Annotated in this window: 8 protein-coding genes; 4 read left to right on the plus strand and 4 right to left on the minus strand. The window is 36.4% G+C overall.

All coding sequences use genetic code 11. The features are described 5' to 3' along the window. The first annotated feature begins 241 nt into the window (after positions 1-241). Both ACY65O_RS15010 and cmk read left to right on the plus strand, forming a co-directional pair. Positions 242-2794 (plus strand): ATP-dependent Clp protease ATP-binding subunit, encoded by a 2553-nt coding sequence (locus ACY65O_RS15010; RefSeq protein ID WP_462221674.1) that lies wholly within the window; start codon positions 242-244, stop codon positions 2792-2794. A 100-nt stretch (positions 2795-2894) separates the two neighbouring features. Next, positions 2895-3575, plus strand: a complete 681-nt coding sequence (cmk, locus tag ACY65O_RS15015; protein ID WP_462221675.1) for a (d)CMP kinase — start codon at positions 2895-2897, stop codon at positions 3573-3575. Positions 3576-3581: 6 nt separating this feature from the next. Here the strand turns inward: cmk and ACY65O_RS15020 are convergent, their stop codons facing one another. Beyond that, complete coding sequence (locus tag ACY65O_RS15020) at positions 3582-4817, minus strand: 4-hydroxy-3-methylbut-2-enyl diphosphate reductase (RefSeq protein WP_462221676.1); 1236 nt, start codon at positions 4815-4817, stop codon at positions 3582-3584. Positions 4818-4923: 106 nt separating this feature from the next. Here ACY65O_RS15020 and ACY65O_RS15025 point away from each other — a divergent pair, with 106 nt between their 5' ends. Further along, complete coding sequence (locus ACY65O_RS15025) at positions 4924-6306, plus strand: alpha-amylase family glycosyl hydrolase (RefSeq protein ID WP_462221677.1); 1383 nt, start codon at positions 4924-4926, stop codon at positions 6304-6306. Positions 6307-6433: 127 nt separating this feature from the next. On the opposite strand, the gene ychF is transcribed toward ACY65O_RS15025, so the two are convergent. Beyond that, positions 6434-7531 carry a redox-regulated ATPase YchF gene (ychF, locus tag ACY65O_RS15030; RefSeq protein ID WP_462221678.1) on the minus strand — a complete coding sequence of 366 codons (1098 nt, stop codon included), beginning with the start codon at positions 7529-7531 and terminating at the stop codon, positions 6434-6436. Between the two features lie 191 nt (positions 7532-7722). On the opposite strand from ychF, the gene ACY65O_RS15035 reads away from it, so the two are divergent. Continuing rightward, positions 7723-9198: a nucleoside recognition domain-containing protein gene (locus tag ACY65O_RS15035; protein WP_462221679.1), complete on the plus strand. Its 1476-nt coding sequence runs from the start codon at positions 7723-7725 to the stop codon at positions 9196-9198. A 535-nt stretch (positions 9199-9733) separates the two neighbouring features. Here the strand turns inward: ACY65O_RS15035 and ACY65O_RS15040 are convergent. Together ACY65O_RS15040 and ACY65O_RS15045 are read right to left on the minus strand one after the other, a co-directional pair. Further along, entirely contained in the window at positions 9734-10504 is a 771-nt protein-coding gene (locus ACY65O_RS15040) for a DUF4397 domain-containing protein (RefSeq protein WP_462221680.1), read from the minus strand. Between the two features lie 27 nt (positions 10505-10531). Continuing rightward, complete coding sequence (locus ACY65O_RS15045) at positions 10532-12178, minus strand: SusD/RagB family nutrient-binding outer membrane lipoprotein (RefSeq protein WP_462221681.1); 1647 nt, start codon at positions 12176-12178, stop codon at positions 10532-10534. Between the last annotated feature and the right edge of the window lie 109 nt (positions 12179-12287).

Consider the following 12287-nt stretch of genomic DNA (forward strand, 5'->3'; position numbering starts at 1 on the left):
GTGAATTTTTCTTTGGTATCTATTTTGACATTCATCAGCAGAGAATAATAATTTAGGGTTATAATTATCTTTTGTAAAGTAAAGCAAAATTTAAATAAAATTATTTCGTTAAATTAGTGGGATGCAAAAAAGAGATCGTAAATCGCTGTTTTAACTTTTAAACATATTAACATTTCCGCTTTTCGCTAAACCTATTCTTCAAAATAATCGTTATTATTGTACAAGCTAAATCAATAAGCAAATGGACAACAATTTTTCGGCACAGGTAAAAGAAATAATTTCCTACAGCCGTGAGGAAGCACTAAGATTGGGCAATGATTTTATTGGTACGGAGCATTTGGTTTTAGGATTAATAAGGGATGGGGAAAATACAGCCATAAAAACGCTTAAATCCCTCAATATAGACCTGTTTGAATTACGCAAAGAAATTGAGATGGCGGTGAAAGACAAAACAGGTAAAAATATTGCCAATATTAATTCGCTGCCGCTAACCAAGCAGGCCGAAAAGGTAATTCGCATTACGGTACTGGAAGCCAAAGCGCAAAAAAGTGCATTGGTAGAAAGTGAGCACCTGATGCTTTCCATCTTAAAAAATAAAGAAAATATTGCCACACAAATTTTAAATCAGTTTGATGTGGACTACGATGTTTTTAAAAACGAACTGGGTTTTGTAACCAGCACGCCGCCATCGGCCGAGTTTAGCGATGAAGGAGAAGATGATTTTGATGAAGAAAAAAAGCAGTACGGCAGCCAGGGCTCAAAAGGCCAGCGGGGCGCTGCAGCTAATCAACCCAAAACAAAAACACCGGTATTAGATAATTTTGGAAGAGATATAACAAGGTTGGCAGAAGGCGGTTCACTTGATCCAATAGTGGGCAGAGAAATTGAAATTGAAAGGGTATCACAAATATTATCACGCCGCAAAAAGAACAATCCCATTTTAATTGGCGAACCCGGAGTGGGTAAAACTGCTATTGTAGAAGGTTTGGCCTTACGCATTGTACAACGCAAAGTAAGCAGGGTTTTGTTTGATAAAAGAGTGGTGAGTTTAGATTTGGCAGCGCTTGTTGCCGGTACAAAATACCGTGGCCAGTTTGAAGAAAGAATGAAAGCTATAATGAATGAGCTGGAAAAAAACAGGGATGTAATTTTATTTATTGATGAGATACATACTATTGTTGGCGCAGGTGGTGCCAGTGGTTCTTTAGATGCCAGCAATATTTTTAAACCGGCTTTGGCAAGGGGAGAATTGCAATGTATTGGAGCTTCAACTTTAGATGAATACAGGATGCATATTGAAAAAGATGGTGCATTAGACCGTCGTTTTCAAAAAGTATTGGTAGAGCAGCCTTCGGTTGATGAAACCATACAAATTTTAAATAACATAAAAAGTAAGTACGAAGATTACCATAATGTTTCTTACAGCCAGGAAGCTATTGATGCCTGTGTAAAATTAAGCGACAGGTATATGACCGACCGTTTACTGCCCGACAAAGCCATTGATGTTTTGGATGAAGTTGGCGCAAGAAAGCACATAAAAAATATTAACGTTCCTGCCGAAATAATTGAACTGGAAAAAAAGATCGAAGATATTAAGCTGGAAAAAAATAAAGTGGTAAAAAGCCAGCGTTTTGAAGAAGCAGCATCTTTAAGAGATACAGAAAAAAGATTGCAGGAAGAATTAGAAGCTGCAAAAAATAATTGGGAAGAGGAAAGCAAACACAAGCGTTTTCCTATTGACGAAGAAGATATTGCTGAAGTGGTACACATGATGACTGGCATTCCCGTAAAACGTATGGTGCAGGCCGAAACAGAAAAGTTGCGCCGCATGGCCGATGATTTACAGGGAGCAGTAGTTGGTCAGCAGGATGCTATTTCAAAAGTGGTAAAAGCAATACAGCGCAACAGGGTGGGTTTAAAAGATCCTAAAAAACCAATTGGCACATTTATTTTTCTGGGCCCTACCGGTGTAGGAAAAACGGAATTGGCCAGGGCATTGGCAAAACATATGTTCGACAGTGAAGATTCTTTAATTAGGATTGACATGAGTGAGTACATGGAAAAATTTACGGTGAGCCGTTTAATTGGCGCACCTCCGGGCTATGTTGGATATGAAGAAGGCGGACAACTAACAGAAAGGGTAAGGCGTAAACCATACTCTGTTATTCTTTTAGATGAGATAGAAAAAGCGCATCCGGATATTTATAATATTTTATTGCAGGTGCTGGATGATGGTCAGTTAACTGATGGCATGGGCCGTAAAGTTGATTTTAAAAATACGCTGATTGTAATGACATCTAATATTGGTGCAAGGCAGTTAAAAGATTTTGGTGATGGTGTTGGTTTTGCAACAGCAACCCGTATGGACAATGCAGATGAAAATAATAAAGCGGTAATTGAAAAAGCATTGAAGCGTACTTTCAGTCCTGAATTTTTAAACAGGATTGACGATGTGGTGGTGTTTAACTCATTAACCAAAGAAAATATTTTTCAGATCATTGATATTTTGATGAAAGGGGTAATGAAACGGTTAACCAATCTCGGCTTTTCGATGGAGTTATCGCTGGAAGCAAAAGAGTTTATTGCCGATAAAGGTTACGATGCACAGTTTGGCGCAAGGCCCTTGCACAGGGCTATTCAAAAATATTTAGAAGATCCTTTAGCAGAAGAAATATTAAATATGCATGTAAAGAGCGGTGATACTTTGATTGCAACTTTGGATAAAGAAACTGAAAAAATAAAGTTTACTTTAAAGGAAGAGGAAATAAAAAAAGAAAAACAATCCGAAGCATAATTTTTTAATAACGATAATTTTTAAGCCATCTGTAAAAGGATGGCTTTTTTTATACACGGAATTTTGAATTGGCCGATTTTTAAAGCATTTTTGCAGTATTATGGCAAACAAAAAAATTATTGTTACAATAGATGGCTGGTCATCATGCGGCAAAAGTACATTAGCAAAACAACTGGCAAAAGTATTGGGCTATGTTTATATAGACAGCGGCGCCATGTACCGGGCAATCACTTTATATTTTTTAAGAAACCATATTGACTGGACGGATACGAAAGAAGTGGAAGAAGCTTTAAAAAATATCAATATTGAATTTGAATTTAATAAAAAATCACAGCAGAGCGAAATTATTTTAAATGGCGAAAATGTAGAGTATGTAATAAGGGATTTGGTAATAGCCGAAAAAGTAAGCGAAGTGGCTGCAATAAAAGAAGTAAGGACTTACGCTGTGGCACAGCAGCAAAAAATGGGAGAGAAAAAAGCTGTGGTAATGGATGGCAGAGATATTGGTACAACCGTTTTTCCGAACGCCGAATTAAAAATATTTATGACTGCCGATATTGCTGTTAGAGTAGAAAGAAGATTTAGGGAAATGTTTGAAAAAAATCCCAACACCACTATCGAAGAAGTAAAAAATAATCTTGAAACGAGGGATTATATTGACTCTCACCGGGAAGTAAGCCCGTTACGAAAAGCGGCAGATGCTGTGGAAATAGATAATACCAATTTAACGGAGTTTGAACAATTAGATATTGCTTTACAATTAACCAGGCAGCATATCTGAACAATATTACCCTGCATCCTGGAAGGAAAGCGTTAAATCCTCAACAGAAGTATTTACCTTAAAAAAAGAAACCAATTTTTCAATCACCGCTTCTACCATCGTATCGGGGCAGCTGGCGCCACTCGTAATTAATATTTTTACAGGTTCTTTTTCGGGTAAAAAATTGGCGGTAGTTAATTCTTCTTTGGTATGAAAATTAAAATGCTGTATTGCAGCAGATGAAATTATTTTTTCTTCACTGCTGATAAAATAAGTGGGAAGTTTTTCTTCGCAAAGTTCTACTAAGTGAGAGGTATTGCTGCTGTTGTATCCTCCAACCACGATGGCTAAATCTGCAGGGGTTTCTAATAAACCGTACACCGCACTTTGATTATCGTTGGTAGCATAACATAAAGTATCCCTGGTATCAGCAAAATGCTCCTCAGTATTTTCAGGAGTTAAGCCATATTTTTTAATCATTACTTCTTTTAAAAAATCGGAGATGGCCTGTGTATCACTGGCCAGCATGGTAGTTTGGTTAACCACACCAATCCGTTGCAGGTCTTTTGCAGCATCAAACCCTTTAGAATACCGGCCTTCAAATTCTGTGTAAAAATTATCTGCTTCTTTTTCGCCGGTAATGTATTCGCTTAATACAATTGCTTCCAGCATATTATTTACTACTACTGTTGGGGTATGATGTGCAGCATGAGAAAAAGTGGCCCTTGTTTCTTCATGAGTAGGTTTACCATGCACTACAACAGTGTAATTTTTTTTAGCGATCTGTTCGCTGCGGTTCCAAACTTTTTCTACAAATGGGCAGGTGGTATTATATTTTTTTGTGGGAATACCAATAGCATTTAATTTTTCTTCAATAGCTAGTGTCGTGCCAAATGCAGGAATAATTACCACATCATCTTTGGTAAGTGATTCGTACGGAATTATTTGTTTGCCGTAAGTATCCTGTAAAAACGTTACACCTCTTTGTAATAAATCTGCATTTACCTGCGGATTGTGGATCATTTCGCTTAATAAAAAAATACGCTTGCCGGGGTTTTCTTCAATGGTCCTGAAAGCAATATCGATAGCATTTTCTACTCCGTAACAAAAACCAAAATGGCGGGCAAGATAAATTTGTACAGCACCAAAATCAAGCAGGGCAGGGGTAAAATCTTTTTTCATTTTATCCTGCTGCTTGCGCTTATTTTTTATGGCAGCAATTAACGGGCTGCGATAAATGATGGGAACATTAAATTGTTTCATGCTAAAAAATAACAGTTGCAAAGGTACAATGTTGCAACTGTTTTCGGGCATTTGTAATTATTCAAAATTCCCTTCTTACATTTGATAAAATAAATTTGCCTGCACAATGAAAAAGATAATTTCGCTATTTACTGCGCTTTTAATAATTGCAGCATGTAATAACCAGGTAAATACAAATTCAAACAAAGAAAAAAATACCATGACAACTACCGAATATAAAAAAGCTGCCTGGATAAACAACACCAATGTTTACGAAGTAAACCTTCGTCAATACACCAAAGAAGGAACCTTTAACGCTTTTGCAAAAGAGTTGCCAAGGTTAAAAGAAATGGGGGTGGAAACTTTATGGTTTATGCCCATAACGCCTATTGCACAAAAAAAGATGAAAGGAACGATGGGCAGTTATTATGCCTGCAGCGATTACACTTCGATTAATCCCGAATTTGGCAATTTACAGGATTTTAAAAATTTAGTAAAGGAAGCTCATGCCATGGGTTTTAAAGTAATTATTGATTGGGTGGCTAACCATACCGGTTGGGATCATGTGTGGACAAAAACGCATCCTGAATATTTTGAAAAAGACAGCGCCACCAACGATTTTAAAATTGCCAGTGGTATGGATGATATTATTGAACTGGATTTTAAAAATCCTGATTTACGCAAAGCAATGATTGATGCTATGAGGTACTGGATTACCGAATGTGATATTGATGGCTACAGATGTGATTTAGCTTTTTGGGTGGAGCTTGATTTTTGGTTAGAGGCAAGAACGGAATTGGAAAAAACAAAAACACTTTTCTGGTTAGCCGAAAGCGACCCTGTAGAACATGCCGATTATTTTAAAGCCTTTGATGCCTGCTACACCTGGGCATGGATGCATAAGACAGAGGATTTTTATAAAAAAAATCAGGATAAAAATATTTTAGATAGTGTTTTGCAGCAATACAATACTGTTTGCGGCGCAACAGGTATTCCGCTTTGGTTTACCACCAACCACGACGAGAACAGCTGGAACGGATCTGAATATGAAAAGTATGGTGCTATGGCCAAAGCCCTGGCGGTATTTAGTTTTACCTGGAATGGTATGCCCATGATTTACAGCGGACAGGAATTACCTAACATGAAACGCTTAAAATTTTTTGACAAAGATCCGATTGAGTGGAGTGGCAAATACGAGTTACATGATTTTTATAAAACGCTGTTATCGCTCAAGAAAAATAATGCAGCTTTAAGAGCAGGCGATGCTGCAGTAACTACACATTTGCTCAGCACAACTGCGGATAAAAATATATTAGCTTTTATAAGAAAAAATGGCAACAGCGAAGTGCTGGTGCTGATAAATTTTAGCAAAGAAAAAATTAGCTTCAATACTAATGATACAAATCTTACAGGAAAATATACAAATGTATTTAATAAAAAAGAAAAAGATTTTACTGTAGTAAAATCTTTTGAAATGCAACCCTGGGGTTACGAAGTATTTGAAAAATAAAAGCTCTTTTAGAAGCCGTCTTCGACAAGCTCAGACTGACAGCTTTTTGTCATGTTGAGCTTGTCGAAACATTGACAAAAAGCGAATCTTAAATATTTTTTAATAAACACGTTCTGGTATTTAATCACTACACATTAAACCTGAAGTGCATTACATCGCCATCTTTAACGATATATTCTTTGCCTTCAATTCTTAACTTTCCATTTTCACGGCAGGCAGCTTCGCTTTTGTAATTAATAAAATCATCGTAAGCAATTACCTCAGCTTTAATAAAACCTTTTTCAAAATCGGTATGTATTACACTGGCGGCCTGTGGTGCTTTCCAGCCATGATGAATTGTCCATGCCCTTACTTCCTGTACGCCTGCAGTAAAATAAGTGGAGAGGTTTAATAATTTATAAGTAGAGTGAATTAAGCGATCGAGTGCAGGCTCCACCATTTTATATTCTTCCATAAACATGGCTTTATCATCAGCATTTTCAAACTCTGCAATTTGTGCTTCAATGGCATTGGTCATTATTATCACTTCATTGCCTTCATTTTTTACTGCTTCAATCAATGCTGCAGAAAATTTATTACCGGTATGCATGCTGGCTTCATCAACATTAGCTACATATAAAATGTGTTTATCAGTTAATAAAAATAAATCGGCAATAGCCACTTTATCTTCTTTACTTAAACCAAGGGTAATAATATTTTTCCCGCTGTCTAAATGAGCTTTGCATTTAATTAAAATGTCCAGTTCGGCTTTCATTTTTGCATCCGTCTTGGCTAATTTTTCTGTACGCTGCATTTTCTTTTCTACACTTTCCAAATCTTTCAACTGCAGTTCGGTTTCAATAATTTCTTTATCGCTTACAGGATTAATAGGTCCTTCATCACGTAAAATATTTTCATCTTCAAAACAACGAATTACATGAATGATGGCATCCACTTCACGAATATTGGCTAAAAATTTATTGCCCAATCCTTCGCCTTTGCTGGCGCCACGTACAAGACCGGCAATATCTACAATTTCAATTTGTGTAGGAACGATCCTGTCGGGTACTACCAGCTCCGCCAGTTTATCTAATCTTGGATCTGGCACATTTACCAAACCGGTATTGGGTTCAATAGTGCAAAAGCGGTAATTGCTTGCCTGTGCTTTGGCGCTGTTGCTAACTGCGTTGAATAAAGTTGATTTTCCTACATTGGGTAAACCCACGATGCCTGCCTGTAATGCCATGTTCGATTTATGATTTTAGATTTGCGATTGCCGATTTTACTAAAGTGTTACTTCATATTGCAATTGTAACCTTTATAAAATCGGACGCAAAGGTAAGGTTTAGCTTTAGATATTTAATTGGTAATAAAATACTATTTTCATAGCTGATTGACAGCATGTAATCCACAAAATCATAAATCTAAAATCAACCTATGGCTTTAAGCAGAATATGGAGTGCTTTTATAATAATTGCAATTTTTGTTGCAGGCTATCACTTCTTTTTCAACAACAGCAGAGACGATATTTTTGGCCGCATGGTTACAGGTACCAGTAAAGATGAATTTAAATTTGTTGCCCTGGGAGATAGCGCAAAGGTTGCAGGATTAGCAAAGGAGATGAAAAGTTATGGGTATGTGGTGCAAACTGCCATTGACAAGGATACAAAATATGTAGTGGCAGAAAATGTGCAGGCTGATACCGTATTAAAACTGCAAAAAAGTTTTTCTTCAGTAAGAGCGGTGTCTTACGATTATATTTTGGGCAGAAGGCAAAAAGCAGTGGATGGTATTATTGAAACTTGCTGGGTAGCTGTAGAAATTTGTTTAAAATTGATAGGCATTTTAGCATTGTTTATCGGGTTTATGAATATTGCTGAAAAGGCAGGCGGTATCCGGTTATTGTCACGTATTGTAGGGCCATTCTTTTCAAAACTTTTTCCAGAAATTCCTAAAGGCCACCCTTCTATGGGCCATATGATATTGAATTTTTCTGCTAACCTTTTGGGGCTTGATAATGCAGCCACACCTTTTGGATTAAAAGCAATGGACAGTCTGCAGGAATTAAATACCAATAAAGATGTGGCTTCAAATTCGCAGATCATGTTTTTATGTTTACATGCCGCAGGATTAAATTTAATACCGGTTAGTGTAATTGCAGTACGGGCTGCACAAAATGCATCTGACCCTACTGATGTTTTTATTCCCTGTATGATAGTGACTTTTGTTGGCACCATGACAGCGATGATCATTGTTTCAATAAAACAAAAAATTAATTTATTTCAACCCGTTATTTTGCTTTGGGTATTTAGTATTTCTGCATTTATTGTATTATTGGTTTTATATGTTACCAGGTTAAATTCTGTGGGCATACAACTTTTTTCAGGCCAATTAAGTAATGGTTTGATATTACTTGTTTTTCTCCTGATTGTTTTAGGAGGTTTGTATAAAAAGATTGATCTGTTTTCTGTTTTTGTTGATGGAGCAAAAAGTGGATTTGACACCGCCATAAGAATTATCCCCTACTTATTGGGAATACTTGTAGCCGTTAGTATGTTACGCACCAGCGGTACTTTTGATGCTGCAATTAATGGAATGAAACAATTTTTTGCAATGTTTGGTTCAGATACCCGTTTTGTTGATGCATTGCCTACTGCATTAATCAGGCCCTTAAGTGGCGGAGCAGCAAGAGGTATGATGGTGAGTACCATGACAACTTTTGGCCCCGATTCTTTTGCCAGTAAATTATCAGGAATTTTCCAGGGAGCATCTGACACTACTTTTTATGTGGTAGCAGTTTACTTTGGCAGTGTAAATATAAAAAATACCCGTTACTCCATTGGGGCAATGCTACTGGCCGATTTAGTTGGAATAATAACAGCTATTATTTTGGCATATTTATTTTTTGGATAAAAATATTTTCTAAAGCACTTAAAGCAATAGGTATTCTTGTTTTTATGATTGGGCTGCCGCTATCGTTTATGGCGTATAATTTTTTAAAAAAGGGGAGAAGGCCTGTTAGATAGCGAAAACGACTTTTCATTTTACTCTATCTCTTTTTCTGCGTATAATAATTTTCCGTTAGCATCAATGCCTTCTATTACCACTTTAAATTTTTTGCACACATCATCGTTGTAAAATTCAATGGTGGCTATACCATCCTTAATGCTGATGGAGGGGTTCCAGCAAATTGTGGTTCGCAGGTTTATAAAAGGAAATTTTGGAATTTAGTTTTGAACAATGCTTACCAAAAAGATAGGTATTTCCAGAGTATTCTTTTTCTGTCAAACTCATTCTTTTTCAGTCATTAAATGCTTTTTCTTTAATGGCATAAAAAATTTTTAAATGATTTCTGAAATTATAAGGTATAAAAAATAACCATAACAGTGTAAAAAAGGAGCAGGCTGTTTTTGATAACAGCCTGCTCCTTTTTAATATCCTTCTCAAACTATTGGTTTAATAAAAAAGAAATATAAGGCTTGGTGTTTGTAGCAGTAGAACCTTTATAACCCAAAGCGAATGCTGTGTATATTCTTTGGTTAAGAGTAGTGTTGGTACTTGAATAAGTTGCCAATACAGTGCTTGTAGGTGATGTTCCTGTTTCTCGTATATCCCAAGACGTCACTGTTGTGGAAAAAGGTAACGAAAAATAGTTACTGAAACCTAAGTAGGGTATGCCAGTTGCAACTTTTGTTGTACCATAGTACAAATCAATAAAAGGTACATTAGGCATCATATTTACAAACCTGTATTTAGATGTGCCTGCATCCACATAGCTAAGATTATCTTCAATTAAAACGACTTTTGTTTTTGCAGCAGTATCAGATACATGAGCGGTGTAATTTTTATTTGCTGCCATAGTTAAACTTGCAGTAAAAAGCAAAACAGAATCAGTATTTGTACCTTTTTTAGGAATAGCGATTGAAAGTGTATTGGTTCCAGGTGTTACAGCAAGGTAATCTGGAAAATTAGATCCGTTTGTATTATATCCTCCACCCGGAAAAGGTGTTCTTCCAGTAATTAAACCACTTACTCTTGTATTGTTAATCGCTAATTGGACACCAGGGTTTGCAGCGTAGGCACTTAAATAATTTATTTTTAGTAAAGCATTATCAGTTGTTATAAAAGTTCTTTCGGCCAGGTATTCAATTTTTTTAGTGCAACCGGCTGTAATTGCAATAATTGAAATCAGCAGTGTATTTTTAATTATCTTTTTCATTATTAATGTATTTTAGATTGCTAATTTTTAAGGTTCTGTAAACCACATTTTTATTGTATGGTAATCGTTTTTGGTAGCACCTATTCTTTCTAATTCCAAGATATTCCATACATATTCAGAATTAAAACGTGGCCTTACTCTGTAAACGGGCTTAGTGGCATTATCCGGGAAAAGATCGCCGCCAGTTGGTAAAACAAAACCTGTATATACTTGCTGACTTGCGTAAGGATCTATATAATGATAACGCCGCATATCACCCCAGGTTTCTAATGCGCCATAACCAAACATGGCAATATATTTTTGCAACATTATTTTACTCATTGTTAATTCTGCTGCAGTGGCTGGTACCACGGATGTATTAGCAAGATAAGCGGCTTTGTTTGCGGCATTAATATCTTTACCTGCTGGTATATTTACATTAAATGTGGTCGACAGCATATCAAAAGATAAACCAATACCATCTTTATAAGCTTGGTATGCAGTTGCCTTGTCTCCTTTTCTAAAGGCAGCTTCTGCAACCATAAACTTTATTTCACTTGCTGTTAAAATAGGAAAGGGAGCACTATTACGGAAAATAAAGCGGCAATTAAGATCATTAGCGGGAGCTGTATTTATAACTGTGCCTGCCTGGCTGCTACCCCAGAAATTTTCGGGCCGGTCATTAGCAGCTAATACAGCTTGTCCTTTATTAGGCTCCACACCTTTTATTGTACCGTTAGTATTTCCTCTTAAAATATACCATGCACGAGGATCTTGTACAGTTGCAAATTCAGTGTTTGTACCATTAACTAAGTTGGCAATATATGCACCTTGCCTAATTGCAGTAGGAGCTGTAACGCCAGTGCCTGTTAAATTACCTCTAAAAGGCCCAAAAAAATTATTAGATGCACTCAATGCGTTTGCAGCAAATTTTACCATTCCATTATCCGCATTGCTGTTGATAGATAAATTGCCATAGTAAATAACAGAATCTGCCTTGTAGGAACTTTTATTGCTAAGATGGTTATGATATCTTGCTAATATGCCATATACAAATTTTTTCCATTTTTGGGTATCTCCGTTATAAAAATAGGAATCACCCAGTGCAAGGTTAGCTTGGCTAACGCCGTCGCCTGTTTTATTTAAATTTTCCAATGCCTCAAAACAAAGTTGTTTTACATGATTGTAAACATCTTCCTGGGTATCATATTTAAATGTAATCAGCTCAGTCCTAAATGCTTCTTTTAAAATTACGTCTCCGTAGTAATCTGTTAACGTTAACCAGCTCCACGCCAAAATTGCTTTACCAACACCTGCATAATCCCATTTTTTTTCTTCTTCTGCCCATTCAATCATTTTTACAGCGTTTTGTCCAATATCATAGTAGTGCATACGCCATGTAGATTGGCCAACATCAGCAGAATTATTGGTATATCCCATTTGATCGTAATTGCTTAAGGGCAGATAAAACTGAAAATTCTGAATATATGCTCCAACGTATCTGATATCATTCATTGAGCCGTGGCCTGCGTAATTACCAGCCATGGAGGCGATAATATTAGGCAATAAAGATTCAACAGGAACCCTTGTTTGGGCATTTGGGTTTTGATAAGCATTGTCAATTTTTTTCGAACATGAAAAAATTGTAAATACCAGAATGTATGTTAGTGAAATATTTATTATTTTATTTTTCATAATCATCTATTTATAAATTAAAATGCTGCTTTAATACCAAAATTAATACTTACCGGGGTGCCAATATTTCCGTAGTCAAAGCCAAATGCACCAACGCCCCTGCTGCCGG

This window comes from Ferruginibacter sp. (assembly GCF_031430955.1).
GTDB lineage: Bacteria > Bacteroidota > Bacteroidia > Chitinophagales > Chitinophagaceae > Ferruginibacter.

What these genes read in the sequence shown, in the direction of transcription:
- ACY65O_RS15035 (WP_462221679.1), top strand. Translation starts at nt 7,723, where the DNA reads ATGGCTTTAAGCAGAATATGGAGTGCTTTTATAATAATTGCAATTTTT.
- ACY65O_RS15045 (WP_462221681.1), bottom strand. Translation starts at nt 12,178, where the DNA reads ATGAAAAATAAAATAATAAATATTTCACTAACATACATTCTGGTATTT.
- ACY65O_RS15040 (WP_462221680.1), bottom strand. Translation starts at nt 10,504, where the DNA reads ATGAAAAAGATAATTAAAAATACACTGCTGATTTCAATTATTGCAATT.
- ACY65O_RS15020 (WP_462221676.1), bottom strand. Translation starts at nt 4,817, where the DNA reads ATGAAACAATTTAATGTTCCCATCATTTATCGCAGCCCGTTAATTGCT.
- ychF (WP_462221678.1), bottom strand. Translation starts at nt 7,531, where the DNA reads ATGGCATTACAGGCAGGCATCGTGGGTTTACCCAATGTAGGAAAATCA.
- ACY65O_RS15025 (WP_462221677.1), top strand. Translation starts at nt 4,924, where the DNA reads ATGAAAAAGATAATTTCGCTATTTACTGCGCTTTTAATAATTGCAGCA.
- cmk (WP_462221675.1), top strand. Translation starts at nt 2,895, where the DNA reads ATGGCAAACAAAAAAATTATTGTTACAATAGATGGCTGGTCATCATGC.
- ACY65O_RS15010 (WP_462221674.1), top strand. Translation starts at nt 242, where the DNA reads ATGGACAACAATTTTTCGGCACAGGTAAAAGAAATAATTTCCTACAGC.